The organism is Labrys miyagiensis (genome assembly GCF_030160835.1).
Taxonomy (GTDB): Bacteria; Pseudomonadota; Alphaproteobacteria; order Rhizobiales; family Labraceae; genus Labrys; species Labrys miyagiensis.
In genome coordinates, this window is the sequence record NZ_BSPC01000069.1 from 19,305 (window position 1) to 44,125 (window position 24,821).

Genomic DNA, 24,821 nt, shown 5'->3' on the forward strand with positions numbered 1-24,821 from the left:
TCAGGACTTTTCGCTGGCAATACGCGCCAGCACCCCGTCGATGAAGGACTTCAGATCCTTGGCTTCGGCAATCGAGCCGTCCATCGGGATATAGACGTCGAACTTCTCCTCCACCGCGGTGAGGATCATCACGATATCGATGGATTTCAGGCCAAGCGTTTCGAATGTCGCGTCCGGCGTGACCTTTTCACGGTCGACCATGCCTTCGGATACGATCAGGTCGACGACCTGATCGTAGACATGCTGGGGATCGGACAGGAGGTTTTCTTGTGTTTCGGTCGACATCTTCTTTCCAGGCACGGCGGTTTATTCCGCGCGAAGAGGCTGAATCGATGCTTCGAAGACGCCGAAGCGTCGAGTCGACTGGGCCCCGAGCCATTCAACAACGCTCGTCATGGCATAGTTGTCGTCAAGAATCCAACCGCATTCCAAATCTTGCACACCGGTTATATCGGCCCTGCGCATCAATTCATCCACCAGGATGAGCGACACGCTGGCGCCGGAGACCGAGCCGACCAGCCGGGGCGCGACGCCGAACAGCACGGCACGGCCGCCGGTAAAGCGCCGCGTCAGGCCGCGCCAGGCGAGCTTCAGCCAACCAAACGGCGAAGGCGCCCCGCCGAGATCGCCGGTGATCTCGAAGACATTGGGCAGGAAAAGGGCAAAGCCGACCAGCTCGTCGCCCTTCTCGACGAAGACGCCGTAATCCGACTTGAGCAACGGCTTGAAGGCCTTGATCATCGCCGCCATTTCCGCCGGCGAGACCGGCACGAAGCCCCAATTCGCCGCCCAGGAGCCGTTGAAGAGCGCACGGCCGAACTCGGCATCCTCGGCCAGATGGTCCATGCGCATGGAGCGCACCGAAAAGCCCCTGCGACGGCGCTCCATGCCGAGCTTTTCGAGCCGCTCGGCAAGGTCGCTGCCGCGGCGATCGAAAGCATAGGAATGCAGCACCTTCACCAGCCGGCAGCCGGCAGCCTCCAGATGGGCGCGCAGATAGGGCGGATGCCAGGGCATCAGCACCATGGGCGGGGCGGTGAAGCCTTCGATCAAGAGGCCGGATTCGGCATTGATGGAGAGGGTGAAGGGCCCGCGCATCAGGCTCTTGCCCTTGCCCGCCAGAAAAGCGCGGGCCGTCTCGACTAGGGCCGCGACCACCTCGGCATCGTCGATCGCATCGAGGCAGCCGAAGAAGCCGGCGCCCTCGTGCTGCGGGCCGGTGGCGAGATGGTCGATTTGCGCCGAGATGCGGCCAACGGGCCTGTTTTCCGCGTCATAGGCGAGCCAGTAGGCCGCCTCGCCATGGGTCCAGAAGGCACTCTTCTTCGGGTCGATCAATTGCGCCCGGTCATGGTCGAGCGGGGCGACAAAGTCGGGGAAGTCGGCATAGATCCGCCGCGGCAAGGCGATGAACACGGCCAGGTCGCGCTTGGAGGATACGGGGCGGATGGTGGAAGGCATAACGGATCCAGGGCGCGAGCGGCTCCTCCACTAGAGGAAATCCACCGCGAATTGAAATGGCTTTGTTGCACGCTATAGCGTGCTAAGCGTTACGCCCTCTCGAACTCGTCCGGGAAACCGCCCTTGCTGCAGCCCTTCGCCGATATCTGGCGCCAGCGCGAACTCTTCCGCGCCATCCTGACGCGCGAATTGCAGGTGCGCTTCCGCGGCTCGGTTTTCGGCTGGGCCTGGGCGATCCTGTCGCCGCTGGTGATGCTGTCGATCTACACGCTGGTCTTCGCCGGCGCGCTCAAGGTCGGCAGCAGCCACAGCGATGGCGGACGCTTCGACTACGCCTTCTCCATCTTCGTGGGGCTGGTGGTGTTCAGCTTCTTCTCCGAGATCGCCTATCGCGCCCCACTGCTGCTCGCCGAGCACAAGGACATCATCCGCCGCTCGATCTTCCCGCCGCAGATCCTCGCCTGGATCGCCGTGGCGCGAGGCGGCGTCTACATGCTGATCGCGCTCGGCGTGCTGCTGGCGGGGCAGCTCCTCATCAACCAGTCGATCCACTGGTCCTGGCTGGCCCTGCCTTTCATCCTCCTGCCGCTCTGCCTCAGCCTGCTCGGCATCGTCTGGATCCTTTCCACCATCGGCGCGTTGACCAGCGACCTCAATCATCTGATCATCTCGATCATCCCGGTGGCGATGTTCGCAACGCCGGTGTTCTACGAGGCGGGCAATGTGCCGGAGGGCTGGCGCTGGGTGCTCTATCTCAACCCGCTCACCAGCATCATCGAGATGATGCGCACAGTGATCCTGCGGGGCGAGTGGCCGGATCTTCCGATCTATGCGGCGAGCCTCGTGACGGCACTCGTGCTCTTCTATGCCGGCCGGACCCTGTTCATGCGGAAGAAGACCATCCTTGTCGATATCATCTGAACAGCGGCGCCCCAGCGCGATCTCAGCCGCGCCCGCAACGTCGGGCCTGGCGGTGGACTGCCGCGACGTCGGCAAAGCCTACCAGTTCTACCGCCGGCCGATCGACCAGGTGAAGCAGGTGCTGTTCGGTGGCCGCAAGCGCTATTACGATGAATATTGGGCGCTCAGGGACATCAGCTTTACCATTGGCAAGGGCGCTGCCGTCGGCATTGTCGGGCGCAACGGCTCGGGCAAGTCGACCCTCCTCCAGATCCTGTGCGGCATCACGGCTCCGACCGTCGGCTCCATCGTGGTGAACGGGCGCATCGCCCCCGTGCTCGCGCTGGGCGCCGCCTTCGACTACGAGCTGACGGGCCGGGAGAACTGCTATCTCTCCGGCGCCATTCTCGGCCTGAAACGGGCCGAGGTGACTCAGCGACTATCAGCCATCCAGGAACTCTGCGGCCTCGGCGATTTCTTCGAGCAGCCGGTGAAGCTCTATTCCAGCGGCATGGGCGCCCGCCTCGCCTTCGCCATCTGTGCCCATGCCGATGGCGACGTGCTGATCGTCGACGAAGCGCTGGCGGTGGGGGACGATGCCTTCCGCGAGCGCTGCCGCAGGCTGATTCGCGGCTTCCGCGAGCGCGGCACCATCCTCTTCGTCTCACACGACCTCGACCAGGTCATGGATCTGTGCGAGCGCACGATCTGGATCGACCGCGGCAGAGTGCGGGCCGATAGTGATACGCCTGGAGTGATTACGGATTACTGCAAGGCACTGGCGGAGGAGCCCGATGATCCGAACCGGTTTGCGTTCATGACGTGACCGGGAGCGCGGACATCTCAGCGACATGGTTGCATGTCGCGATGTCCGCTCTTGAAACACTACGGTTCGAAGATATGGCTCTGCCCTCGCCGAAAGTTGTGGCTGCCTTCGGTCGTGGCCTTCACGACAGTCATCGCCTCTGTCGAGGAACGATTCGTTTCAAAAGCGGACAGGATGTCCGCGCTCCCGGTCAGGCCCGGCGCCTCTGCGGTTCGACATAGGTCGCGAAGACATGGTCCCAGAACGAGGTGACCACGCCGTAATTGCCCTCATCGCCGCGGTAGTGATGCACCATGTGGTTGACGCGCAGGCGATAGAGCAGGCTGCCGGGCTTCGGCGCCCAGTGGTGCGACGCATGGTGAACCAGCATATAGGCGAGGTAACCGCCCAGAATTCCTGAGAAAAATCCACCAGCAAAAGCGTGGCTGACGAAGTAGAAGGGTAGATAGAATACCAGGAAGAACAAGCCAACGCTGAGGAAGGACGGCGCTCCGATCATGCCTCTCGGCTCCTGATGGTGCGCATCATGCAATTTATCGAAAACAGGCACCGCATGGTATACCCAGCGATGAATGATGTATTCCACCAATGTCCAGACCATGCATCCGAAGACAAACGCCGCCAGCCAGAGGCCGAGCGCCGTCGCATCACGCTGTATGAGCGTGGCGATCAACAGGCCGAACGCCACCAGCGGACACAGTACAAAATCACCGAAATAGAGAAACCTGCCTAGATGCATGCACTTCACCATTCAACGAAGCCAGAGCAGTATAATTATATTTCATGGTGATTGCGACAGTTTGAGGACAGTGGGGTGCGTCGATGCGGCGCGGGTTCATAGACATGTCTTGCGAGCGTCGCACGGAGGGAGATCGCGCCTCGGTGTGCCGATCTCCAGATCGGCACGGAAACGAGGCATCGCTGGGTTGCGCGCGGCCTAAGGGTACCAAGCGCGATAAGCGTCGTGGTTCCGTACCGACCTGGAGGTCGGCACACCGTCTCACCCCAGCGCGGTCTTGCCGATGATGCGCATGCCATCGCCGATATCGGCTTCAATCGCCGCGCGCAGTTCGGCGGCGTTGCCCTGCTCGATGGCCTGGATGGCACGGCCATGCTGGTCGACCAGACCGGTCATGTCGAGCCCGTCATAGACATTGCGCATGAAAGGGCCGAACTGCAGCCACAGCGTCTCGATCAGCGGCAGCAGGACGGTCGAGGGCACCGCGCTGTAGATGGCGAAGTGGAAGGCGTGATTGGCTTGCATGTAGCCTTCGGCATTGTCTTCGGCGAGGCACGCTTCCACCCTGGCGTCATGCGCCCTGATCAAGGCGAGGCGCTCGGCATTAATGGCCGGCAGGGCGCGCTCGGCGGCCTCGCCTTCCAGGAGCATGCGCACGCGCACCAGTTCCTCGAAGCGGGCCGGCGTCATCACGGGAACGCTGACCCGCCGCGTTGCGGTGAGGGCGAGCGCTCCCTCCGCCACCAGCCGCGTGACCGCCGCCCGCACCGGCATCGGGCTGACTTCGAGCATATCGGCGAGGCCGCGCAGGGTCACGGGGCGCCCCGGCACGAAACGCCCGCCCACCAGGCCGGTGCGGATCGCCTCGTAAACCTTGTCATGCACAGGCGCGGATTTGCTCTCGGACGTACTCGTGGACCTACTCGTGGACATGGGCGACAGGGACTCCATTTGACACAACGGAAATTTGTGATCACAATTATAGCGCATGAAGGACGCGTCTAGAAGCGGCGTGCTCCAAAATCCGGTGCATCATGGGATTTCAAACGCACGGCGTGTCCAAACTCGCCGGCGCCGAGGCTCGAATGCCTCACACCACCGAGATCGACGTCATCGAGGTGCTTCTTCCCGATACCAACGGCATCCTGCGCGGCAAGTGGCTGCCCGGCTCGGCCATCGACAAGATTCTGAAGGATGGCGTGGCCATGCCTCAGTCGATGTTCGGGCTCGATGTCTGGGGCCGTGAAGTCGCGGAGACCGGCATCCATATCGAGACTGGCGACAAGGACGGCCTCTGCCGTCCCGTCCCCGGCACGCTGAAGCCCGTTCCCTGGTCGCCGCAGCCCGCCATGCAGGCGCTGGTCTCGATGTACCTGCCGGACGGCCGGCCCTGGATGCTCGATCCGCGCCATATTCTTGAGGCGCAGCTCGACCGGCTGACCGCCCGCGGCTTCAAGCCCGTGGTGGCCTTCGAGCTCGAATTCTACCTTCTCCGCACCGGCGACGACAGACCTGGCGCGACGCCGAGGACGGTCTTCCACCGCGAGAGCGGGCCGGCGCGCCAGAACATGTATTCGATCTCGGATCTCGACGAGTTCGCGCCGGTGATCCAGGAGATGCGCGAGGCAGCGAAGATCCAGGGCCTGCCGGCGGATTCGGTGATCTCCGAGGCGGCGCCAGGCCAATTCGAGATCAATCTCTACCACCGCGACGACGCCATGGCCGCCGCCGACGACGCCGTGCTGCTGCGCCGCCTGATCCAGGGCGTGGCGCGCAAGCATGGCCTGAAGGCAAGCTTCATGCCCAAGCCCTATCTCGATAGCGCGGGCTCGGGCATGCACATCCATGCCAGCCTCCTCGACGCCGAGGGCGCCAATGTCTTCGCCAAGCCCGGATCGGGCGAAGCGACGCTGCGCCATGCCGTCGGCGGCCTCCTCGAGCACATGCCGGAAACGGCGCTCATGTTTGTCTCCAGCTTCAACGGCTTCCGCCGCCTGATGCCGGGCTCCTATGCGCCTGTTTCCCTCACCTGGGGCTATGACAACCGCTCGGTGGCGGTGCGCATCCCCAACGGCAAGCCGGCGGCAACGCGCATCGAGCACCGCATCGCCGGTGCCGATGCCAATCCCTATCTCGTGCTGGCCGCCATTCTCGCCGCCCTGGATGAAGGGATCGAGAAGCGAATCGCCGCGCCGGAACCGATCACCGGCAACGCCTACGATCTCGGCGCGCCACGCCTGTCCGCCTCCATGCAGGAAGCCGTCCGCCTTTTCAGGGCGTCCGACTTCGCGCGGCGTCGCTTCGGGGAGGCTTTCGCGCGTATCTATGCCATCATGAAAGAGATGGAATGCGCCGAATTCGAGCGTCGCATCTCGAGCCTGGAGTATGATACCTATCTCTAGGTCAAGCTGGATACAACCAATGCGTGTGTAAGGCATAAAATACACATAAACCGCCTGAAAATGCATCACGCCAAAATAACGCAACAACGGGCTTCGGAAGGGTTGAGCAGAGCGCACAGGCGTTCTAGCCTTTCGACAATAACGCTGCGTCCGGGAATACGCAGTGTTCATCCAGAGGAGGTGTTCCCGATGTCAGCCTTCAAGAAACTGGCTCTCGCGGCCACGGCAGTGGCATTGTTCGCGGGCCACGCGATGGCCCAGGACAAGGTCGTCAATGTCTATAACTGGTCCGATTATATCGACCCGTCCGTGCTCGATTCCTTCACCAAGGAGACCGGTATCAAGGTCGTGTACGATACGATGGACTCCAACGAAGTCCTGGAAACCAAGCTTTATGCCGGCAATACCGGCTATGACGTGGTGGTGCCCTCCAACCTCAACCTGAAGCGCGAAATCGCCCATGACGTGCTGCAGCCGCTCGACAAGAGCAAGATCCCCAACCTGAAATATGCCTGGGACAAGGTCTTCACCGCCCTCGCCACCTATGATCCCGGCAATAAATATGCCGTCGACTATATGTGGCTCACCACCGGCATCGGCTACAACGTTGCCAAGGCCAAGGAACGCGTGGGCGACATGCCCATGAACACCTGGGACATCGTGTTCAAGCCGGAGATCATCTCGAAATTCAAGGATTGCGGCATCTACTTCCTCGATTCGCCTGACGACATCATCCCCTCGGCGATGCGCTATCTCGGCCTGCCGCCGGATTCGAAGGATCCGAAGGACATCGCCAAGGCTGCCGCTCTGCTGCAGAGCGTCGGCAAATATGTGAAGAAGTACCACTCGTCCGAATATATCAACGCGCTGGCCAATGGCGACATCTGCCTGGTCATCGGCTGGTCGGGCGACGTGCTGCAGGCCAAGACGCGCGCGCAGGAAGCCCATGACAAGACCCCGGACAAGCCGCTGGTGGATCTCGCCTATGCCATTCCCAAGGAAGGCGCGCTGATCTCCTTCGATTCCTTCGTGATCCCCAAGGATGCCCCGCATGTGGACGAGGCGCATGCCTTCATCAACTACATGATGCGTCCCGACATCGCGGCGAAGAATTCGACCTTCCTGTCCTATGCCAACTCCAATCTGGAATCGCAGAAGTCGATCGATCCCAAGGTGCTGAACGACAAGTCGGTCTATCCGGACGATGCCACCATGGCCAAGCTCTTCACCACCACCCCGGCCGACGCCAAGGTGCAGAAGCTGTGGACGCGGACCTGGACCAAGATCAAGACCGGCCAGTAAGGCCTGATCGACCGAGGTTCATCGAACGGCGCGGCTGAAACCGCGCCGTTTTTCTTTGCTGGGAGCGCGGACGTCTCGTCCGCTCTTGAAACGATAAGGGTGCAGGAAAAGACTTTCCCCTGCATCAGGGGCACGTTCGTTTATTCACGTTGTGCGTAGCTGGCGAGCGGAGCGGTTCAAGAGCGGACATCGCGACATGAAGGCATGTCGCTGTGACGTCCGCGCTCCCAGCATCTTTTTTGTCCGATGAATTGACCTCGCCGCGCAATTATCGTTCCATGCCGCGAACCAAAACACCCAGGGAAACGCCATGCTCAGCAAGGATTTCGAGGTCATCGACACGCGCTTCGAAGCGCTCGTTTTCGGCAATGTCCATGTGGACAAGCTTTACACCGGCACGCGCTGGGCCGAGGGGCCGGCCTATTTCCCGGCGGGCAAATACCTGATCTGGTCCGACATCCCCAACAACCGGCTGATGCGCTATGACGAGACCGACGGCTCAGTCTCGGTCTATGACCACGACAGCCGCAACCAGAATGGCCACACCGTCGACCGCGAAGGCCGCCTGGTCGCCTGCGAGCATCGCGGGCGCTGCGTCAGCCGTATCGAGCCCGACGGCAGCCGCACCATCCTCGCCTCGAAATTCGAAGGCAAGAAGCTCAATTCTCCCAATGACGTAGTGGTGAAGTCGGACGGCTCGATCTGGTTCACGGATCCGACCTATGGCATCGATTCCCAATATGAAGGAGATGCCGCTCCCTCCGAAATCGGCGAGTCCTACGTCTACCGCATAGCTCCGCGCGGCAATAAAATCGAAGCGGTGGCCAAGGATTTCGTCAAGCCGAACGGCCTCGCCTTCTCGCCGGACGAGTCGAAGCTCTACATCGTCGATACCGGCGCCAGCCATGTGAAGAACGGCCCGCGCCATATCCGCGTCTTCGATGTCGGCGAGGACGGCATCACGCTCAAGGGCGGCAAGGTGTTCGCCACCTGCCCGGTGGGCATGTTCGACGGCATGCGCGTCGATATCCACGGTAATATCTGGACCTCCTCGGGCGAGGGCGTGCTGTGCTACGGCCCGGACGGCACGCTGCTCGGCAAGGTGGCGATCCCCGAAGTGGTGGCCAATGTCGAATTCGGCGGGCCCAAACGCAACCGGCTCTATATCTGCGGCACGACTTCGCTCTATGCGGTGTATCTGAATACGCAGGGCGCCCGGCGGCCGGTGAAGTAACTGGGAGCGCGAACGTCACAGCGACATGCCTTCATGTCGCGATGTCCGCATCTTCCCATCCCCAAGCGCCGCGGTTCCAGAATGCGGACAGGATGTCCGCGCTCCCAGTATTACGGCCTGATCACCACATCATAAGCCGGGGCCTTCGCCAGCCCCGGCAGGCTGTAGTGCCACCATTCCCTGGCATAGTTCACCAGCCCACGCGCCGCGAAGGCTGCCACCAGCACCCTGCGGTTGGCCGCCGCATCGGGCGAAACGGCCTTGCTCGCCGTCCAGGATTTCGGATCGAACAGATCGAAACCGCCGCCGAAATCGATCGGGCTGGCCTCGCTTTTCCCGTCCAGCCGTTCCGCTCCCGTGTCGACGGCAATGCCTCTCGAATGGCCGGAGTTGCGGGCGATATAGCCGAGGCGGAAGAGATCCTTCTTGTCGATGGCGGGATAGAACTCGGCCTTGGCCACCTGGTCGCGGGGATCGTGCGCCCAGGCCACGAAAGCATCGACCGCGCGTATGGGGCGGTAGCAGTCATAGACGACGAGGCGCCAATGGCGCTTCTCCATGTCCTGCTCGACAGCGGCCAGCGCCACCGCCACCTCGCGCCGCAGCCAGCAGGCGCCGGTGTCATAGCCCGGCACCGGACGGCCGGTGAAATTGTGGGCGCCGGCATAGCGCATTTCCTGGCGGATGGTGGGCGCGATGTCCGCGAGGCGCACGAAGCCGGGAGGCAGATCGGCGGCGATGGCGGGGGTGGCGAGGAGGGCGATCGCGAGAGCTACCTGGGAGCGCGGACATCCTGTCCGCTCTTGAAACGATACGCTCGCAAGAGTGGAGGTTGCGGGTTGCTGCATTCTCAATCGTCCAGCCTTTGCCGGCATCCATGCCTTTTCAAGAGCGGACTGGAAGTCCGCGCTCCCAGCTAATTCTGCGGCTCGCATTCCTGCTCCGGCGCCGGCGCGAGCAGGAACACCCGGTGCTCCGGCCCATCCACCGTCTGGAAGCTCGCGCTGCCCTGCGCGTCCGGATGTTCCACCTGCACACCGGCCTCCGGCACATCGAGGCGGATGCCCTTGGCGTTTTGTGTCACCACCAGCGTGCCGCCATCGCCGTCGAGCACGCAGGAGAAGGTCTTGCCCTGCTGCTTGCAGCCACCGCCGGCCCACCATTGCCGCTTGTCGCCGCGAAACCACATGCCCACGCCCACGCCCGTGCCATTGTCGGCCAGCAGGCGGACGGTGATGCGCGTCACGCGCTGGTCGACATGCTTGACGAGATGCGCGTTGTCGTAGTCGCGGGCGTAGCAGAGCGCGGCGAAGGCCGGTGTCGCCGCCAAGAGGAACGAGGCAACCGTACAGACACAAACGAAAGGCCCTCTTGGGAACATCCCACCCTCGCGCCCCAACTTATTCCTCTGGCATCTCACGCCGGATACGCTTATGTCCAGCCTGCCATGTCCTTGATCAAGATCTGCGGTCTTTCCACCCCCGAAACACTGGAGGCAGCCCTTGCCGCCGGTGCGGATATGGTCGGCTTCGTGTTCTTCGAAAAATCACCCCGGCATCTGAGCTACGAGAAAGCGGCGGAGCTCGGCGCGCTGGTGCAGGGCCGTGCGCGCAAGATCGCGCTGAGCGTGGATGCCGATGACGCGCGCCTCGATGCCATCGCCGCCTCGCTGCAGCCTGACGGCCTGCAACTGCACGGCAAGGAAAGCCCCGAGCGCGTTGCCGCGATCAAGGCGCGCTACGGCGTCCCGGCCTACAAGGTGATCCACGTTTCCACCGCGGCCGATCTCGCGGCGGCCGACGCCTATCGCGACGTGGCCGACTGGCTCCTGCTCGAAACCAAGCCCCCGAAGGACGCGCTTCACCCCGGGGGCAATGGCGTGACCTTCGATTGGACGCTGCTCGACCATCTCGACCGTCGCTTGCCTTTCATGCTATCGGGCGGGCTCGACCCCGCCAATGTTGCCGAAGCCATCCGCACCGGCCACCCCGACGGTGTCGACGTCTCGTCGGGCGTGGAAGATCGCCCCGGCGTGAAGAACCCCGACAAGATCAGGGCTTTCGTCAAGGCTGCCAGGCATGCTTATGCCTCCGCCTTGGCGTCATCCCGCTGAGAACAGGTCCCACTGATGAACGACACGCCCAAGCTCAATTCCTATCGCAACGGACCCGATGAGCGCGGGCATTTCGGCCAGTTCGGCGGGCGCTTCGTCGCCGAGACGCTGATGCCGCTGATCCTCTCGCTGGAGCAGGCCTATAAGGAGGCCAGGGCCGATCCTGCCTTCCACAAGGAGATGAACGGCCACCTCACCCATTATGTCGGGCGTCCCTCGCCGCTTTATTTCGCCGAACGGCTGACCGAGCATCTCGGCGGCGCCAAGATCTATCTGAAGCGCGAGGAGCTCAACCACACCGGCTCGCACAAGGTGAACAATGTGCTCGGCCAGATCATGCTTGCCCGCCGCATGGGCAAGCCCCGCATCATCGCCGAGACCGGCGCCGGCCAGCACGGCGTCGCCACCGCCACGCTGTGCGCCCGCTTCGGCCTGAAATGCGTGGTCTATATGGGCGCCGTCGATGTCGAGCGTCAGGCCCCCAATGTCTACCGCATGAAGCTCCTGGGCGCCGAGGTGATCCCGGTGCAATCGGGCGCCCGCACGCTCAAGGACGCCATGAACGAGGCGCTGCGCGACTGGGTCACCAATGTGCACGACACCTTCTATTGCATCGGCACGGTGGCCGGTCCCCATCCCTATCCGGGCATGGTGCGCGACTTCCAGTCGATCATCGGCCGCGAGACGCGCACGCAGTTGCAGGAGCTGGAAGGCCGCCTGCCGGACAGCCTGATCGCCTGCATCGGCGGCGGCTCCAATGCCATGGGCCTGTTCCATCCCTTCCTCGACGATCCCACCGTGGAGATCTACGGCGTGGAGGCGGCCGGCCACGGCCTCACCAGCCTGCACGCCGCCTCGATCAGCGGCGGCCGCCCGGGCGTGCTGCATGGCAACCGCACCTATCTGCTGATGGATGCCGACGGCCAGATCGAGGAGGCCCATTCGATCTCCGCCGGCCTCGACTATCCCGGCATCGGCCCCGAGCATTCATGGCTGCATGATGTCGGCCGCGTCAGCTATCTCTCCGCCACCGACCAGGAAGCGCTCGACAGCTTCCAGCTCCTCTCGAAGCTCGAGGGCATCATCCCCGCGCTCGAATCGGCCCATGCCATCGCCAAGGTGGTGGAGATCGCGCCAAAGAAGCCGAAGGACCATCTCATGGTGGTGAACCTCTCCGGCCGCGGCGACAAGGACGTGCCGCAGGTATCGCAAATCCTGGGTGGGATGTGATGAAGCGTTCCTGGGACCGCAGGCGTCCCGCCTGCCTCTTCCTTTCCAGCGAGCGCAACGGTTCCAAGAGCAGGCGAGACGCCTGCGGTCCCAGGAATCGGTCGCACTCCCGCCATCCCATCCTGCCGCCTCCTTCGCTTACAGGCCTCTCCTGACATGACCAGCCGCCTCACCGCCCGCTTCGCCGCCCTGGCCGCCGAAAGGCGCGCCGCTTTGGTGACCTTCGTCACCGCCGGCGATCCCGACATCGAGACCTCGGCGAAGATCCTGGCCGGCCTGCCCGCCGCGGGCGCCGACATCATCGAGTTCGGCATGCCCTTCACCGACCCGATGGCCGACGGCCCCGCCATCCAGGCCGCGGGCCTGCGGGCGCTGAAGGCCGGCATGACGCTGACGAAAACGCTCGGTGTGATCCGCGACTTCCGTCAGAGCAACGACGCGACGCCGATCATCCTGATGGGCTATTTCAACCCGATCTACATCTATGGCGTCGAGCGCTTCCTGGTGGATGCCAAGGCTGCCGGCGTCGATGGCCTGATTGTGGTCGACCTGCCGCCGGAAGAGGATGACGAGCTCTGCCTGCCGGCGCTGAAGGCCGGCATCGCCTTCATCCGCCTGGCCACGCCCACCACGGACGACAAGCGCCTGCCCAAGGTCCTGCAGAACACTTCCGGCTTCGTCTATTACGTCTCGATCACCGGCATCACCGGTTCGGCCACGCCGGACTTCAACGTGGTGGCCGGCGCCGTGGGACGCATTAAGCAGCACACCGACCTGCCCGTCTGCGTCGGCTTCGGCGTGAAGACCGCCCAGCATGCGAGAGCGATCGCCGAGGGTGCCGACGGCGTGGTGGTGGGCTCGGCCCTGGTGGAAGCCGTGCGCACCTCGCTAGACGGGGAAAACAGGCCCACCGAGACGACGGTTCCGGCCGTGCTGGCGCTGGTCAGCGAAATCGCCAAGGGCGCGCATTCGGTGACGAAGTAGGCTGGGAGCGCCGGCTTTCCAGCCGGCATCTTCATTACCGGCAGGCTCGGCGGTTCCAAGAGCCGGCTGGAAAGCCGGCGGTCCCAGGAAACTAAAACAGCTCCGGCCTGCTCAACCGCAGCGCCTGCAGCAGCGTATAGGTCTTGAGATCCGTCAACTCGCCCCGCCCGGCCATGGCGGCGAGTTCGTGGAGCCCGATCTCCACCACCTCGATCTCCTCATTCTCCTCTGCGAGACCCCCACCGTCCGCGACGCGGCTGGCGGCGGAATATTCGGCGAGGAACATGTGCATCTTCTCGGTGGAAATGCCCGGCATGGGGAAGAAGGCGCCGAGGGAAACCAGCCCCTCCAGCTTCAGCCCGGCCTCTTCCATCGCCTCGCGCCGCGCACAATCGGCCGGATCGTCCTCGTCGAGGATACCGGCCGGCGCCTCCAGCGAGGTCTGGCTGCCATGCCCCTTGAGGACCGCCACCCTGAGCTGGCGCACCAGCAGCGCCACCTTGCGCGCGGGATCGAAGGGCAGCACGGCGACGGCGTCGCCATGATCTTCGACGCTGCGGTGAATCACCGCCCCGCGCGGCGTGCGGACCTTCACCATCAGCAGGCGGTTCCAGCCATCATAGAGCAGGGCTTCGTCGAGAATCGCTGCGGACACCGGCACACTCCTTCAAATTTTGCGCCACACAAGCCCAGCAAGGTGTCAAACGCAAGGCGCGGGGAATTGAATCCGGCCGCTGTCACACCAATATCAAAATGCCGGAGAAAGGGCGTTGACATCGGCCAATGCCGCCCCTAGAAGACCCCCCAACGCCCAGATGGCGGAATTGGTAGACGCGCTGGTTTCAGGTACCAGTCTTGCAAGAGGTGGAGGTTCGAGTCCTCTTCTGGGCACCAAATTCCAAAGGCTCGACGCGGCTGATGGCCCGTCGAGCCTTTTGCTTTTGAGAGCCGCCGCCAGGGCAGCTGGATCATCGAGAGACGCGTTCGTTCCGTCACAATCGGCCGCCGCGTACACCGCCGGGCAATCGACCTCACGCGCTCCGGACAGCCATCATAAGGCGCCGCCTCGCGTGTTGAGCCCATTCGCGAACGAAACCCACATTCAAAATCGGAGCGTCACTGCGGAGGGCCCGTGGTGACAGGGACGGGCGTGGTAACGCCTGGGTGTCCCATGCCGATCACCGGAAGAATCGCCCTTTTATTGACCGGCACGCCAACCACCTCTTCAAGGGTCGGATAAGCGGCAACGTTTGTTTCCCGGTAGGCATCAGGCACTTGAAATGCCGGCATCATCCCTGATCTACTCGCATTTCCAAGAGCATCCCAGGAGACTTCACGCAGGGCATTACGCCGAATTGCGGGGGCGCAAACAGTCATCCAACACCTCTGTATTCTACTCGCAACAGCGTATCATGTCGTGATAGCTGTGTCATATCGGACCGTTGCCCAGGTAAATGCCAGCGGTGTGCTCACCCGCGGGTCTCATACACCAATGAAAGTCCGCCTAGCCTTGCCGTTGAGACCCTGCCCTCTTCATCGGGCTCACCTTTTTCCGCCCGCGTGCCTTCAGCATGCCGTCGGATCGGGGCGCGACCTGGGCCTCGCGGAGGGCTTTCAATCTTGCCGTCTTCGCCTCTCTCTGGCTGGCCTCCTGGTCGATGATAGCCTTGGCGGCGGCATCAACGGCAGCATATTTGGCGGCCCAGTCATTGGGCTTGCCCCGATCCGTGGTCATCGCCCTCGCCCTTCAGGGTTCGGACGGGGTTCCGCCTTGCGGCGGCGGGGGGCCTCGCTTTCCGCCACCACATTTCCCCTTAGTGGGCGCAGTTCATGCTGTTGGGCGACGCGTTCACGAGGCTCCGAGATGTTCCTGAGACGGTAGCTCGGCTCTGGGCCATCGCTTGGCAAGACGCGGGTGATCTCATAAGCACCGTCGTCGCGTTGCCCTATGCTCGACGAATATGAAACGACATCGCCGACCTTGAAAGTATGGGCACTCATTCTTGCTCCTTATCGATCGCGGCTGGAATCCGCTATCGCCGCGCCATAGCCCGCTTGATCGCGGGCTATTTTCTCGGCAGCGGATAATCTTCACTCTCGTAGAGCGTGCGGACCCCATCGCCCGCAAACTCGCTGTCCTCGGTTTCGATGACGACCGTGCTCAGATTGCTGTGTGAATTCTCCACCGCATATTGCACAGCGAGCGCGAGGCTATCGAACCGATAGTATTTCTTGGGTGCCCTGCCCCGCGCCGACCAATTTGCACCACGAATCTGCACATAGACGGCTGCAGCTACGGTAAAATCGGGGGTTTTCATCGGTTACTGCCAGCTTTCTCATGAAGGGCTCCGGTGGGAACCCGTAGGTATCACGCACGCAGGCATTACATTCCCGAGCTTCCAAGGTGACTCCAGAGAAAGATCCGGGCCCCTATCGGGTGCCCCCTTGTGGTCTTCCCCTGGCGCCAAATTTGCCCCCTGCGGGCACCTTCGGCTTCGGAGGCGGCAGCAGACCTTCGCGCTGGGCCTGCTTGCGGGCCAGCTTGCGCGCCCGCTTGATGGCTTCGGCCTTCTCTCGCACCTTGCGCTCCGACGGCTTCTCGTAAGCCCTGCGGCGCTTCAGCTCACGCAGGATGCCCTCCCGGGTGAGCTTCTTCTTCAGCACCTTGAGTGCCTGTTCAACATTGTTGTCTCGAACTAAGACCTGCATTGGGGGAACTCCTGGCTATTCACGGGAGAAAAGGCCAATCCTCACCCCTCCGCTCTGATGACATTTGTGATCTGGATGCGCCTAAAGCCCGATGGGGGCGTTTAAGCTGGCTTCAAGTTTTCTGCGGCGGATTTCCCGCTCTTGCTGTCGAGGACCTGCTCATAGCTGACCTTCTGGCCTTCCAGCAGTTCGCGCATGCCGCTGCGCTCGACTGCACGGATATGGACAAAGACATCTGAGCTTCCGTCCTCCGGCCGAATGAAGCCGAACCCCTTGTCGGGGTTGAACCATTTGACGGTGCCGATGCTCATGCCGAGCCTTTCAAAAAGGATTACGTCACGTTCTCGCAACCAAGCGACGAACGCGGGAGGCCAGTTCTGTTTTGGGAAGTGCGCTCTTAAGAGATATCGCTTGGCGATTGAGACAGCGGGCCAAGGCCGTTCATCAGTGTGGACCCTGCGGGGGAGCGCGTCAAGCTCGCCGGCGGGAGGCGCGTTTCACTCGGCCTTGAGGCGTCGGCTTCTTGCGCCTCCGCTGCTTTTCCCACCACAACGCGCAAACGCTCTCGTTCCCACGCCCTTTCCGGCTGGGTTGATGAAGAGACCGGGCGATGGCGGCTACGGAGCAGCCGTGAAGGCAGGATCATGGAAGATGCAGGCCGCACTGTCGGTGCAGGCCGCCATCGCCCCGTTCCGGCTGCCTGGCACGCTGACAAGGCGTGCAAGGCCACCTGTTTTTTCCGCCTTCAGAAGGCGGAGGCGAGCCGGGAGCGGATGGCACGGACCATCCGAACCTGACCCAGCCGGCTCGGTCAAGGGGCTCAGCGCTGCAGTCCTGGCCGGACAGTGGCATGAGCCGTCTTCACCGCATCGGCGGGAGATGGGACGAAGGCGTCGCCGGGCTCAAGCCCGTCACGCTCCGTCCAGGGATCGCGTGGCACTTCCATGGGGTGCCGATCCCGTCTGTCCCGCTCGTCACCCCTGGAGGCCGGCTTCGAGAGAAGCGTGGCTACCGCGCGCCTATCGCCTGGACAGGCTGTCGGGGTGGATGGAAGCGTTCGGGGCCGGGTTGTTCCTTCGCCGGCTGCTGACGCCTCGTTCCGTTAGGGAATAAAGCATGGAACCGAGCGGAAGTCAAGATCTGTTCTTTTTCTGTGCCTGCGACCAACGGCGTGCATCGCGGGCGGAGGAGGTCGCGTGGCGTGTTGTCGATTGATCTGGTCGCTAAGGAGCGGTTTGACCGGGTAAGCGAGGGATCGTCTAGGAATGAGCGCTTCTAGCGCCGTGCCTCTCCTGCAATCTTGATACCCGCATTCCGATTCACTTTTTCTAACGGCCCCTTAGCCTCACAACAAGGCACTGAACGCCAATCACGGGCGCCCCGTCGCTGACGACACGCCCTAGAATCCGAAAGTCATGGCGCCACCACCGCCCGGACTGACCTGCACGCCTTTGGGACTGGCGCAGCCAGCAAGCAGGCCGCAGGCAACCATCACGATGAGCAGAAAACGCATGGCGTAGCATCCCCGGAAATGTCTGGCGCCCGATAGGTATAGCATTATACGCAAAAGGGAACCCGGCCCTCCACCCCAGGCACCGGCCCATGCCTGAACGCCGCAGCGTTGCGGGATGGTTGCCATCACACGCCCGCCACGAAACCTGATGACAATGCCATTACCTGCTGCTTTCCTGTAGGATGGCGGCAGGAACATCGCTGGCACCGGCACGTTGTCGGGGAGACCCGCCGGAATGGAACCTCGGCTATACGGAGAAGCAGGACGATGCGTGGCATCATTACGTTGTTGATCGTCGTCTACCTCGTCGGGGTCGGCGTGGAACTGGCGCCAGTGGTGCAGGCCCAATGGAACAGCGGTACCGCCGCCGACTTCGCTTCCAGCGTGGCGCATGCCCTACCTGACGCGATGAGCTGGCCGGTCAAGGTCTACCGGAGCCTGACCAACCGGACATGATGCGGTCGAGAGGCAATGCTCCCCTCCAGTTCCGAGGCAATCGAGCCCGGCCGGCGTTCGTGGCGGCGCCGGAGCCTGCGCATCCTCGTCTCGGTGATTGCAGTCCCTGTTCTTGTCCTCCTTGCCTTCGCACTCGCGGCACTCGCCTCCGCACTCTTTCCCTTGAAAGGTCGCGTCCAGCAGGCTGACGGCGAACCGCCCGTCTATCTGTGCGCCTCGCTCGCCCATACCGACATCGTGATGCCGAGCCGCGATCCCCTGATGGACTGGAATTCCCTGTTCCCGGCCGTGGCATCGCCGGGCCTGGCGCCCCAGGCCTATCTCGCCCTCGGCTGGGGCGACCTGCGCTTCTTCCGGGAAACGCCGACCTGGGGCGATGTCAGAATGTCCACCGCCCTTGGCGCGCTGGCCGGCCAGCATGACTCGGCGCTTCGCGTGGTGGCCGTCAATCCGCCCGAGCACAATCCCGCTTGCCTAAGGCTACGCATCGACCGCGCCGGCCGGCAGGCATTGATCGATCATATCAGGGCGAGCCTGCTGCTCGATGCCGCCGGCCAGCCGCAATCGCAGCCTGATGGCACGGAGCTCCAGGCCTATTACCTCGCCAAGGGTCGCTACAGCGCGTTGCGCACCTGCAACCAGTGGGCGGCGGAAGCGCTTGGCGCGGCTGGATTGCCTCACGCCTTTTTCGCTCCGTTCAGCTTCAGCGTCACCTGGCCGGTGGCCGCAAGTCCAGGCAGTTAGAGCATGCAGAGGGCGCGAAGCAATCTTCGCCGATTGGATGATCCGCCATGGCAAAGGTGTACTGGCGCACCACAATAATTCACGCTAGTGTTTCCCTGGGCTGAAGGGCTGATTCAATTTCACATTCCCTAGAGGTATATATCCCGCGCCTCTGCAACAAAAAATAGATCAGGCTGTCATATTGCGCTGCAATATGACATTTGCACTGTTCTCGCCGGTCTTCTGCAGTCCTATCTTTGCCAAAATCGCTGCCGAGGACTATGGTACCGATCCAACCGACTGCGAGGAAAGAAATGGCCATCAATCTCCCAAGCCTCGTCTCCCAACTGATTACGCCCGATCTCATCAACCGCATCGCTGCCGCTGTTGGCATCGATCCTGCGCTCGCGCAGAAACTGGTCAATGCGGCGATCCCGGCCGTGTTGGGCGCCTTCGCCAGCGAGGCTTCCAATCCCGATGGCGCCAAGTCGATCTCAGACCTGATCTCGAACCAGGATCCGAACATGCTCGACAATCTGATCTCCGGGCTGAAGAGCGGCAATGCCGGCGCTCTCGCCAGCGGCGCCGGCGTGCTGAGCTCGCTGCTCGGCAATGAAGGTCTCGGCCAGCTCTCCTCGGTGCTGGGCCAGGCCACGGGCGCCTCGCAGCAGGCGGCGAGCTCGGTGCTCGGCCTTGTCGGGCCGGCCGTGGTCGGCGCCATCTCCAACCAGTCGCCCGAGAACTGGCAGGACGGCGCCGCCGTCGCCAATCTCTTCGAGGGCGAGAAGAAGGCCATTGCCTCGGCGCTGCCGGCAAGCCTGGCCGCCGCGCTGAACGACAGCGGCTTCCTGCAGGGTTTCGAGAGCGCCGTTTCCGGCGCCTTCAAGACCACGACCTCGACGCTGGGCTCCGCCGCCGGCGCCGCCACCTCGACGCTCAATCCCCAGCCGGTACCGCCGCGCGTGCAGCCCACGCCATCCGCTCCGCCTCCGGCGCAGCCGAGCGGCGGCAGCATGACCTGGCTCTACCTCGTCATCGCCATCGTCATCGTGGCGGGCATCGCCTGGTATATCTGGCACAAGCGCCAGGAAGCCGCCCCCGCACCGGCCTCCTCGGGCCAGATCGAGACCCCGGTTTCGCCGACCAGCCTTGGATAAGGCCGACACCGTCGCATAAAAAGGGCGGCCAGGCTCCCGGGCCTGCCGCCCCAGCCCTGCACCGGGCAAGGCAACTACTCGTGGTAACAGGCCGCCGGCGCGATCATCGCGCGCGGCCTTTTCATTTCAATGCAGCGACACCGGCACCAATTCCTGCTCCCAGGCATTGGCGACCGCGCCTTCGGCCGAATCCGAGATCATGATCGGCGTGCCGTCGGCGGCGTTGAGCGTGAAGAGCCTCAGGCCGGGCCGGATTTCACCAAGTTGCGGATAGAGCTTCATGGCGTCTTCCGACATGATCGGCTTGACATAGGCGACGTGACCGGCGCCCAGCGCGGCCAGCATCTCAGGGGTAGGCACAGCAGTCTTGTCGTTCCGGATCATGAGACCCTCCTGAACGTTGAATGGGATAAATAGGGGGACGCGAAAGCCGTCAGTCCCGTACCGCTATATCGATACGCTTGGCGACGCGTTCTGGTTCCGGACGGATGAGATCGACGGAGAGCAACCCGTTCCTCAGATCCGCGCCCATCACCTCCATGCCGTCGGCAAGAAGGAACGTGCGCTGGAACTGGCGGGCCGCAATGCCGCGGTGGAGATAGACCCGCGACTTGTCGTCGACCTGGCGACCTCGAATGACGAGCTGGTTTTCCTCGACCGAGACATCGAGCTCTTCGCGGCTAAAGCCGGCGACGGCGAGTGTGATGCGCAGCCTCTCGGGCGGGCGATCGCAAGACCCGACGCGTTCGATGTTGTAGGGCGGGTAGCCGTCGTTGGCGGCTTTGGCGACCCTGTCCAGCGCACGCTCGATCTCGTCGAAGCCGAGCAGGAAGGGGGAGTTCAAGGTAGGTACGCGTGACATTTCAAAGCCCTCGCAGGAAGCGACTTTGTGGTGAGGACCCTGACGGCATCCCCTGTCCCGGCACTCCGGAACAAGCTCAATATGGGCAAGTGCAGACAGCTTTCAAGGGGTGGTGAGATTGCTTGCTGTTAATAGTCGCACACGCCTTGTTGGTGTCCCGTGCCATGGTGCCGGCGTATCTTCGGGCATGCCGGCAGGCGCCCGCTTCAGGAGGTTTGAATGCGTATCGTTCCGTGGCTGGGAGCAGCCCTCGTCATCGCCTGTGCTGGCCTCTCCCCGGCCTGGGCCGACACCGCCTGCGGCCCGGCCACCGTTCCCCTGCCGGCCGTGACGGCAGCGGCAAAGGCGCTGCAGCTGGTGGGCGGCAAGCATGAGGACATGGATACTGATGTCAGCGCCGACGAACGCAAGGCTCTGCAGGCCTTCAAGCAGGCGTTGGTCGACGGGGTTGAGGCGCGCACGGCCTGCGCCCCCGCGAGCGCCAGTGCCGCTACGCTCGAAAAGGATCTCGCCACCACCCTGGCGGCGGCCCCGGCGGAAAAGCCCACGCCCGACAGCGGCCCCGCGCCCGGTTTCGGCGAGGAGCTGCGGGTCGGCGTCACTGGCACGCCAGCCCGACCGGGCCTGATGCTGGTGCGGCTCAACTTCGCCATTCCCTGCGGCGACGACAATCTGCTGTTCGGCTATCGGCTCGAGAACGGCCAGTGGAAGCGGGTGCTGCGCTGGCAAAGCCCGGATTATGACAGCATTGCCGACGCGCTCGGCGCCCCCTTCAACGTGCTGCCTCTGGCCGATGGCCGGATCGCCCTCACCCATGGCACGCCCTGGTGCACCTCGACCTGGAGCAAGTTCGGCTTCGATCTCATCCAGCCGGGTGAGGGCGCCACACCGCAGCGGACGATCTTCCACCTCGACCATGACTACCGCCTCGACCAGGACCTCTCCCTGACGGCGCGGCCCGACGGCTTCGAGCTGCGCGCCGAAGTCGGCATGCTCGACACCGATATCCTGATGCGCCAGGGCATTTTCCGCTATCGCGTCGCCGGCGACAATGTGGAGCGCATCCAGCCTGCCGCGCGCAACGGCCGCGACTTCGTCGACGAGTGGCTGCAGATCGAGGAGCCCCTGGCCCGGGCCTGGAGCGATCCGCCCGCCGCTGCCGAGATCATCAAGGCGCGCGCCGATCTCCTGAAGGACAACCCCTCGCCGGCCTATGGCGTAGTGCGTGCCTGCAAGGGCGAGGCGGGCCGTTACCAGGTGGAGATCAACCTCGGTGATTCCGGTCCCGATCTCCACCGCTACGCCCTGCTGCGCCAGGAGGCCAACGGCTTCACCATGCTGCGTTTCGGCGCCAAGGCCGATCCCGCCTGCACCGGGCCGGACCTGATGAAGCATTGAGCGGTGCGCAGAACCCCACGAGTTTCCGCTTGCCTCCGCCGCCATTTGCGGGGCAGGAACGGCGGATGCAGTCTCTTCCCTCCGGCCTTCTCATCGCCGCCCCGCGCTCTGGCTCCGGCAAGACCACCCTCGTCCTCGGCCTCCTGAGGGCGCTGGCCCGCCGGGACATCATTGTACAGCCGATGAAGTGTGGCCCCGACTACATCGATCCCAGCTTCCACGCCGCCGCGGCCGCCCGCATCAGCTACAATCTCGACAGTTGGGCCATGCGTCCCGATCTCATCGACACGCTGGTCGGCGAGGCCGGCCGGGGCGCCGAGCTCTTCGTCGGCGAAGCGCTGATGGGGCTGTTCGACGGGGTGGCGAAGGATGGGGCAAGCGGAGACGGCTCGTCCTCGGGCATTGCCGCGCGGCAGAACTGGCCGGTGCTGCTGGTGCTCGACATCTCCGGCCAGTCGCAGTCGGCCGGCGCCGTCGCCAAGGGCTTTGCCAGCTTCCGCCCGGATGTGCGTATCGCCGGCGTGGTGCTCAACAAGGTAGCGAGTCCACGCCACGAAGCCCTCGCCCGCAAGGGCATCGAGGAAGCGGGGCTGCCGGTGGTCGGCGCTCTGCCCCGCCAGCCGGACCTGGCTCTGCCCGAGCGCCATCTCGGCCTGGTGCAGGCGGAGGAAACCGCGGAGCTCGACCGCCGGCTCGAGGCCCTGGCCGATTTCGTCGAGACCCATTGCGATATCGGCGCCATCGTCTCGCTGGCGAGCCCGACGACACCACCGGCGCAGACCGGCGATACAGGCCTGAAGCCGCCCGGCCAGCGCATCGCCCTCGCCCGGGACGCAGCCTTCTCCTTCATCTACCCGCACCTCCTCACCGGCTGGCAGCGCCAGGGCGCGGAAATCCTGCCCTTCTCGCCGCTCGCCGACGAGGGCCCGTCGGATGACGCCGATGTCGCCTGGCTGCCCGGCGGCTATCCCGAGCTGCATGGCACGCGCCTCGCCACCAACACCCGATTCCAGCATGCTCTGCGCCGGTTCGCGGAGACGCGGCCGGTGCATGGCGAGTGCGGCGGCTACATGGTGCTCGGCCATGCGCTCATTGACGCCGAAGGCACGGCCCACCGCATGACCGGCCTCCTCGACCTCGAAACCAGCTTCGCCAAGCGCAAGATGAATCTCGGCTACCGCCTGGCCGAACTGAAGGAAGACTGCGTACTCGGCCCACGCGGCAGCCTGGTGCGCGGACACGAGTTCCACTATTCCACCACCATCCGCAATGGCGACCGGCCGCTGTTCGAGGTTGTCGATGCCAACGGTAACCCGCTCGGCGCGCTGGGCGGGCGGCGCGGCCGGGTGACGGGATCGTTTTTCCACGTGATCGACCGAGGCTGAAGACCGTGCCACGGCATTTTTCCAGAAAGGCGGGCAGACTTTTCGCTTCAGAAAATGCGTCCAAACAAGGGGTTAGAGAAAAATTGCGATTCAACGAAACCGGATTTTGCTTTAATACTTGTTGCTCGAAGCGGGGGCATCCGGGGTGCGGACATGACCTTTTCCTTCGGCATCAGCGAGATCCAGCGGCATGACGCGGTCGATCTGGAAGATTTCTGGCTCACGGCCCGAACCGGTTCCGGCGCGGACGAAGCGAGGTTTTCCATCTGGCTGAGAGCGCCGGAGGAGGTGGAGGAGGATTTCATCGCCCCCATCGCCTTTTCGAACGGTTATTTCCGGCGCGTTCCGGGATCGAATCCCGGTCGCCTTCTCCACGCCTTGAGGAATGCCCTCGACGTCCAGGGCACGGTGGCGGCCGCGACGCGCGAGGATATCCTGCCGTTCGAATTCATCTTCATGGGTCCACCGGCAGAGCGCGATCCGGAGGGTGGCTTCTCCGATGAACCGGGAGACTGGATCCTGACGAAGCTCTTCCTCGCCGACGGGCACGTGGAGATCTTTTTCAACTTCAATCTCGCGACGGGAGAGGGTGAGTTTGTCCCCAAGGCTCCCGAATATGCGGACATCTTCGTGCGGGAATTGTCGAAGATCCTCTGGTGATCGGCCCGCAGGGGACCATGTCGATCCCGAGACCCGCACACCGATTCACCCGACAAAGCCACCCTCGTCGAGGAAATGCTGCTCCTCCGGCGTCGTGGCGCGTCCGAGGATGGCGTTTCGGTGCGGGAAGCGGCCGAAGCGGCGGATGATGTCGCGGTGGCCCTCGGCATATTGGAGGTAGCTGGGATAGAAAGCCTGGTGCAGGGCAACCGAGCGATCCTGGTCGGCCAGATCTTCGGCATGCTGGAACGGCAGGTAGAAGAACACCCGCAGCGCCTGCTCAACCTGCCGGTCATGGCCGGCCTCAATCGCTGCCGCGGCGACGGCGCGCGCCTGGGCGTCCGTGGCATACATGCGCGGCACGCCGCGAAAGCAGTTGCGGGGAAACTGGTCGAGCAGCAGGACCAGTGCGAGCGCGCCTGTCGGGGAGGCTGACCAGTCCGCAAGCTCCCCGGCCGCCGCCGCCTCATGCGCGGCGAGAAAGCGCTCGTGAAAGACGCGATCGAACGCAGTGTCCCTCTCGAACCAGCGCTCCGGGCCAGCCTCGCTCCAGAAGGCGACGAGCGCGCGGGCCACACCGAGATCGCCCTTCGCGGAACTCGATAAGGAGACCATTGGCTTTTCCCCCTTGCCCTCCGGCGAGGCGATGCCGGAAAGCGTTCCCATACCTGACCTGGCGCCTGCCCTTCACATCCTACGAGCATGGGCCGATGGGGAGGCGACGACCGATGAGAGCATTGAATAATCAGTCTTTGCGGGTCACACTA

At 63.6% G+C, this 24,821-nt stretch carries 29 protein-coding genes and 1 tRNA gene; 15 read left to right on the plus strand and 15 right to left on the minus strand.

Annotation, left to right across the window (positions count from 1 at the left end; all coding sequences use genetic code 11):
* Positions 1-285, minus strand: a complete 285-nt coding sequence (locus QQL24_RS29905) for an acyl carrier protein (RefSeq protein ID WP_284315960.1) — start codon at positions 283-285, stop codon at positions 1-3.
* A gap of 21 nt (positions 286-306) precedes the next feature.
* Complete coding sequence (locus QQL24_RS29910) at positions 307-1,461, minus strand: zinc-binding metallopeptidase family protein (RefSeq protein ID WP_284315961.1); 1,155 nt, start codon at positions 1,459-1,461, stop codon at positions 307-309.
* A gap of 123 nt (positions 1,462-1,584) precedes the next feature.
* Between QQL24_RS29910 and QQL24_RS29915 the strand changes: the two genes are divergently transcribed.
* A complete protein-coding gene (locus QQL24_RS29915; RefSeq protein WP_284315962.1) occupies positions 1,585-2,382 on the plus strand; it encodes an ABC transporter permease in 798 nt (265 codons plus the stop codon).
* Positions 2,366-3,187: an ABC transporter ATP-binding protein gene (locus tag QQL24_RS29920; protein ID WP_284315963.1), complete on the plus strand. Its 822-nt coding sequence runs from the start codon at positions 2,366-2,368 to the stop codon at positions 3,185-3,187. The genes QQL24_RS29915 and QQL24_RS29920 overlap by 17 nt, the downstream gene beginning before the upstream one ends.
* Positions 3,188-3,377: 190 nt before the next feature.
* Here the strand turns inward: QQL24_RS29920 and QQL24_RS29925 are convergent, their stop codons facing one another.
* Together QQL24_RS29925 and QQL24_RS29930 are read right to left on the minus strand one after the other, a co-directional pair.
* Complete coding sequence (locus QQL24_RS29925) at positions 3,378-3,938, minus strand: sterol desaturase family protein (RefSeq protein WP_284315964.1); 561 nt, start codon at positions 3,936-3,938, stop codon at positions 3,378-3,380.
* A gap of 249 nt (positions 3,939-4,187) precedes the next feature.
* Complete coding sequence (locus QQL24_RS29930; protein ID WP_284315965.1) at positions 4,188-4,859, minus strand: GntR family transcriptional regulator; 672 nt, start codon at positions 4,857-4,859, stop codon at positions 4,188-4,190.
* A gap of 152 nt (positions 4,860-5,011) precedes the next feature.
* On the opposite strand from QQL24_RS29930, the gene QQL24_RS29935 reads away from it, so the two are divergent.
* From QQL24_RS29935 to QQL24_RS29945, 3 genes are all read left to right on the plus strand, one after another.
* The gene (locus QQL24_RS29935) at positions 5,012-6,328 is read left to right on the plus strand and encodes a glutamine synthetase family protein (protein WP_284315966.1); all 1,317 of its coding nucleotides are present in this window, start codon (positions 5,012-5,014) and stop codon (positions 6,326-6,328) included.
* Positions 6,329-6,517: 189 nt separating this feature from the next.
* Positions 6,518-7,630 carry a polyamine ABC transporter substrate-binding protein gene (locus QQL24_RS29940; RefSeq protein WP_431310772.1) on the plus strand — a complete coding sequence of 371 codons (1,113 nt, stop codon included), beginning with the start codon at positions 6,518-6,520 and terminating at the stop codon, positions 7,628-7,630.
* A 310-nt stretch (positions 7,631-7,940) separates the two neighbouring features.
* Complete coding sequence (locus QQL24_RS29945) at positions 7,941-8,864, plus strand: SMP-30/gluconolactonase/LRE family protein (protein WP_284315967.1); 924 nt, start codon at positions 7,941-7,943, stop codon at positions 8,862-8,864.
* Between the two features lie 110 nt (positions 8,865-8,974).
* On the opposite strand, the gene QQL24_RS29950 is transcribed toward QQL24_RS29945, so the two are convergent.
* Both QQL24_RS29950 and QQL24_RS29955 read right to left on the minus strand, forming a co-directional pair.
* A complete protein-coding gene (locus QQL24_RS29950; RefSeq protein WP_284315968.1) occupies positions 8,975-9,712 on the minus strand; it encodes a M15 family metallopeptidase in 738 nt (245 codons plus the stop codon).
* Between the two features lie 68 nt (positions 9,713-9,780).
* Positions 9,781-10,194: a hypothetical protein gene (locus QQL24_RS29955; protein WP_284315969.1), complete on the minus strand. Its 414-nt coding sequence runs from the start codon at positions 10,192-10,194 to the stop codon at positions 9,781-9,783.
* A gap of 117 nt (positions 10,195-10,311) precedes the next feature.
* On the opposite strand from QQL24_RS29955, the gene QQL24_RS29960 reads away from it, so the two are divergent.
* The 3 genes from QQL24_RS29960 (at position 10,312) to trpA (ending at position 13,191) form a co-directional block, all read left to right on the plus strand.
* Positions 10,312-10,977: a phosphoribosylanthranilate isomerase gene (locus QQL24_RS29960; protein ID WP_284315970.1), complete on the plus strand. Its 666-nt coding sequence runs from the start codon at positions 10,312-10,314 to the stop codon at positions 10,975-10,977.
* Between the two features lie 15 nt (positions 10,978-10,992).
* Positions 10,993-12,207, plus strand: coding sequence for a tryptophan synthase subunit beta (gene trpB / locus QQL24_RS29965; RefSeq protein ID WP_284315971.1), 1,215 nt, complete (start codon positions 10,993-10,995; stop codon positions 12,205-12,207).
* Positions 12,208-12,363: 156 nt separating this feature from the next.
* The gene (gene trpA / locus QQL24_RS29970; RefSeq protein ID WP_284315972.1) at positions 12,364-13,191 is read left to right on the plus strand and encodes a tryptophan synthase subunit alpha; all 828 of its coding nucleotides are present in this window, start codon (positions 12,364-12,366) and stop codon (positions 13,189-13,191) included.
* A 91-nt stretch (positions 13,192-13,282) separates the two neighbouring features.
* Here trpA and QQL24_RS29975 read toward each other — a convergent pair whose 3' ends face one another.
* Positions 13,283-13,846 (minus strand): NUDIX domain-containing protein, encoded by a 564-nt coding sequence (locus QQL24_RS29975; protein ID WP_284315973.1) that lies wholly within the window; start codon positions 13,844-13,846, stop codon positions 13,283-13,285.
* Positions 13,847-14,000: 154 nt separating this feature from the next.
* Between QQL24_RS29975 and QQL24_RS29980 the strand changes: the two genes are divergently transcribed.
* Positions 14,001-14,085: transfer RNA gene (locus QQL24_RS29980), tRNA-Leu, on the plus strand.
* Positions 14,086-14,695: 610 nt separating this feature from the next.
* Here the strand turns inward: QQL24_RS29980 and QQL24_RS29985 are convergent.
* From QQL24_RS29985 to QQL24_RS30005, 5 genes are all read right to left on the minus strand, one after another.
* A complete protein-coding gene (locus tag QQL24_RS29985; protein ID WP_284315974.1) occupies positions 14,696-14,926 on the minus strand; it encodes a hypothetical protein in 231 nt (76 codons plus the stop codon).
* A gap of 331 nt (positions 14,927-15,257) precedes the next feature.
* The gene (locus QQL24_RS29990) at positions 15,258-15,509 is read right to left on the minus strand and encodes a hypothetical protein (protein WP_284315975.1); all 252 of its coding nucleotides are present in this window, start codon (positions 15,507-15,509) and stop codon (positions 15,258-15,260) included.
* Between the two features lie 112 nt (positions 15,510-15,621).
* Positions 15,622-15,900: a 30S ribosomal protein S21 gene (gene rpsU, locus QQL24_RS29995; RefSeq protein WP_284315976.1), complete on the minus strand. Its 279-nt coding sequence runs from the start codon at positions 15,898-15,900 to the stop codon at positions 15,622-15,624.
* A gap of 101 nt (positions 15,901-16,001) precedes the next feature.
* Positions 16,002-16,211, minus strand: coding sequence for a cold-shock protein (locus QQL24_RS30000; protein WP_284315977.1), 210 nt, complete (start codon positions 16,209-16,211; stop codon positions 16,002-16,004).
* A gap of 509 nt (positions 16,212-16,720) precedes the next feature.
* Positions 16,721-16,846, minus strand: coding sequence for a hypothetical protein (locus tag QQL24_RS30005; RefSeq protein ID WP_284315978.1), 126 nt, complete (start codon positions 16,844-16,846; stop codon positions 16,721-16,723).
* A gap of 834 nt (positions 16,847-17,680) precedes the next feature.
* Here QQL24_RS30005 and QQL24_RS30010 point away from each other — a divergent pair.
* The 3 genes from QQL24_RS30010 (at position 17,681) to QQL24_RS30020 (ending at position 19,749) form a co-directional block, all read left to right on the plus strand.
* Positions 17,681-17,869 carry a hypothetical protein gene (locus QQL24_RS30010; protein WP_284315979.1) on the plus strand — a complete coding sequence of 63 codons (189 nt, stop codon included), beginning with the start codon at positions 17,681-17,683 and terminating at the stop codon, positions 17,867-17,869.
* A gap of 15 nt (positions 17,870-17,884) precedes the next feature.
* On the plus strand, positions 17,885-18,613 hold the full coding sequence (locus tag QQL24_RS30015; RefSeq protein WP_284315980.1) for a DUF2459 domain-containing protein: 729 nt from the start codon (positions 17,885-17,887) through the stop codon (positions 18,611-18,613).
* Positions 18,614-18,906: 293 nt separating this feature from the next.
* On the plus strand, positions 18,907-19,749 hold the full coding sequence (locus QQL24_RS30020) for a DUF937 domain-containing protein (RefSeq protein ID WP_284315981.1): 843 nt from the start codon (positions 18,907-18,909) through the stop codon (positions 19,747-19,749).
* Positions 19,750-19,875: 126 nt separating this feature from the next.
* Here QQL24_RS30020 and QQL24_RS30025 read toward each other — a convergent pair whose 3' ends face one another.
* Positions 19,876-20,133 (minus strand): BQ00720 family protein, encoded by a 258-nt coding sequence (locus tag QQL24_RS30025; protein ID WP_284315982.1) that lies wholly within the window; start codon positions 20,131-20,133, stop codon positions 19,876-19,878.
* Positions 20,134-20,182: 49 nt separating this feature from the next.
* A complete protein-coding gene (locus tag QQL24_RS30030) occupies positions 20,183-20,611 on the minus strand; it encodes an Hsp20 family protein (protein ID WP_284315983.1) in 429 nt (142 codons plus the stop codon).
* A 219-nt stretch (positions 20,612-20,830) separates the two neighbouring features.
* Here QQL24_RS30030 and QQL24_RS30035 point away from each other — a divergent pair, with 219 nt between their 5' ends.
* The 3 genes from QQL24_RS30035 (at position 20,831) to QQL24_RS30045 (ending at position 24,054) form a co-directional block, all read left to right on the plus strand.
* Positions 20,831-22,009 carry a hypothetical protein gene (locus QQL24_RS30035; protein WP_284315984.1) on the plus strand — a complete coding sequence of 393 codons (1,179 nt, stop codon included), beginning with the start codon at positions 20,831-20,833 and terminating at the stop codon, positions 22,007-22,009.
* Positions 22,010-22,074: 65 nt separating this feature from the next.
* Positions 22,075-23,394 carry a cobyrinic acid a,c-diamide synthase CobB gene (locus QQL24_RS30040; RefSeq protein WP_284315985.1) on the plus strand — a complete coding sequence of 440 codons (1,320 nt, stop codon included), beginning with the start codon at positions 22,075-22,077 and terminating at the stop codon, positions 23,392-23,394.
* A 153-nt stretch (positions 23,395-23,547) separates the two neighbouring features.
* Positions 23,548-24,054 carry a hypothetical protein gene (locus tag QQL24_RS30045; RefSeq protein ID WP_284315986.1) on the plus strand — a complete coding sequence of 169 codons (507 nt, stop codon included), beginning with the start codon at positions 23,548-23,550 and terminating at the stop codon, positions 24,052-24,054.
* 45 nt (positions 24,055-24,099) lie between these two features.
* Here the strand turns inward: QQL24_RS30045 and QQL24_RS30050 are convergent, their stop codons facing one another.
* A complete protein-coding gene (locus QQL24_RS30050) occupies positions 24,100-24,669 on the minus strand; it encodes a DUF924 family protein (RefSeq protein WP_284316284.1) in 570 nt (189 codons plus the stop codon).
* Positions 24,670-24,821: the final 152 nt, after the last annotated feature.

What these genes read in the sequence shown, in the direction of transcription:
- QQL24_RS29905 (WP_284315960.1), bottom strand. Translation starts at nt 285, where the DNA reads ATGTCGACCGAAACACAAGAAAACCTCCTGTCCGATCCCCAGCATGTC.
- QQL24_RS29910 (WP_284315961.1), bottom strand. Translation starts at nt 1,461, where the DNA reads ATGCCTTCCACCATCCGCCCCGTATCCTCCAAGCGCGACCTGGCCGTG.
- QQL24_RS29925 (WP_284315964.1), bottom strand. Translation starts at nt 3,938, where the DNA reads ATGGTGAAGTGCATGCATCTAGGCAGGTTTCTCTATTTCGGTGATTTT.
- QQL24_RS29930 (WP_284315965.1), bottom strand. Translation starts at nt 4,859, where the DNA reads ATGTCCACGAGTAGGTCCACGAGTACGTCCGAGAGCAAATCCGCGCCT.
- QQL24_RS29935 (WP_284315966.1), top strand. Translation starts at nt 5,012, where the DNA reads ATGCCTCACACCACCGAGATCGACGTCATCGAGGTGCTTCTTCCCGAT.
- QQL24_RS29940 (WP_431310772.1), top strand. Translation starts at nt 6,518, where the DNA reads ATGTCAGCCTTCAAGAAACTGGCTCTCGCGGCCACGGCAGTGGCATTG.
- QQL24_RS29945 (WP_284315967.1), top strand. Translation starts at nt 7,941, where the DNA reads ATGCTCAGCAAGGATTTCGAGGTCATCGACACGCGCTTCGAAGCGCTC.
- QQL24_RS29950 (WP_284315968.1), bottom strand. Translation starts at nt 9,712, where the DNA reads ATGCAGCAACCCGCAACCTCCACTCTTGCGAGCGTATCGTTTCAAGAG.
- QQL24_RS29960 (WP_284315970.1), top strand. Translation starts at nt 10,312, where the DNA reads ATGTCCTTGATCAAGATCTGCGGTCTTTCCACCCCCGAAACACTGGAG.
- trpB (WP_284315971.1), top strand. Translation starts at nt 10,993, where the DNA reads ATGAACGACACGCCCAAGCTCAATTCCTATCGCAACGGACCCGATGAG.
- trpA (WP_284315972.1), top strand. Translation starts at nt 12,364, where the DNA reads ATGACCAGCCGCCTCACCGCCCGCTTCGCCGCCCTGGCCGCCGAAAGG.
- QQL24_RS29985 (WP_284315974.1), bottom strand. Translation starts at nt 14,926, where the DNA reads ATGACCACGGATCGGGGCAAGCCCAATGACTGGGCCGCCAAATATGCT.
- QQL24_RS29990 (WP_284315975.1), bottom strand. Translation starts at nt 15,509, where the DNA reads ATGAAAACCCCCGATTTTACCGTAGCTGCAGCCGTCTATGTGCAGATT.
- rpsU (WP_284315976.1), bottom strand. Translation starts at nt 15,900, where the DNA reads ATGCAGGTCTTAGTTCGAGACAACAATGTTGAACAGGCACTCAAGGTG.
- QQL24_RS30000 (WP_284315977.1), bottom strand. Translation starts at nt 16,211, where the DNA reads ATGAGCATCGGCACCGTCAAATGGTTCAACCCCGACAAGGGGTTCGGC.
- QQL24_RS30005 (WP_284315978.1), bottom strand. Translation starts at nt 16,846, where the DNA reads ATGGAAGTGCCACGCGATCCCTGGACGGAGCGTGACGGGCTTGAGCCC.
- QQL24_RS30010 (WP_284315979.1), top strand. Translation starts at nt 17,681, where the DNA reads ATGCGTGGCATCATTACGTTGTTGATCGTCGTCTACCTCGTCGGGGTC.
- QQL24_RS30015 (WP_284315980.1), top strand. Translation starts at nt 17,885, where the DNA reads ATGCTCCCCTCCAGTTCCGAGGCAATCGAGCCCGGCCGGCGTTCGTGG.
- QQL24_RS30020 (WP_284315981.1), top strand. Translation starts at nt 18,907, where the DNA reads ATGGCCATCAATCTCCCAAGCCTCGTCTCCCAACTGATTACGCCCGAT.
- QQL24_RS30025 (WP_284315982.1), bottom strand. Translation starts at nt 20,133, where the DNA reads ATGATCCGGAACGACAAGACTGCTGTGCCTACCCCTGAGATGCTGGCC.
- QQL24_RS30030 (WP_284315983.1), bottom strand. Translation starts at nt 20,611, where the DNA reads ATGTCACGCGTACCTACCTTGAACTCCCCCTTCCTGCTCGGCTTCGAC.
- QQL24_RS30035 (WP_284315984.1), top strand. Translation starts at nt 20,831, where the DNA reads ATGCGTATCGTTCCGTGGCTGGGAGCAGCCCTCGTCATCGCCTGTGCT.
- QQL24_RS30040 (WP_284315985.1), top strand. Translation starts at nt 22,075, where the DNA reads ATGCAGTCTCTTCCCTCCGGCCTTCTCATCGCCGCCCCGCGCTCTGGC.
- QQL24_RS30045 (WP_284315986.1), top strand. Translation starts at nt 23,548, where the DNA reads ATGACCTTTTCCTTCGGCATCAGCGAGATCCAGCGGCATGACGCGGTC.
- QQL24_RS30050 (WP_284316284.1), bottom strand. Translation starts at nt 24,669, where the DNA reads ATGGTCTCCTTATCGAGTTCCGCGAAGGGCGATCTCGGTGTGGCCCGC.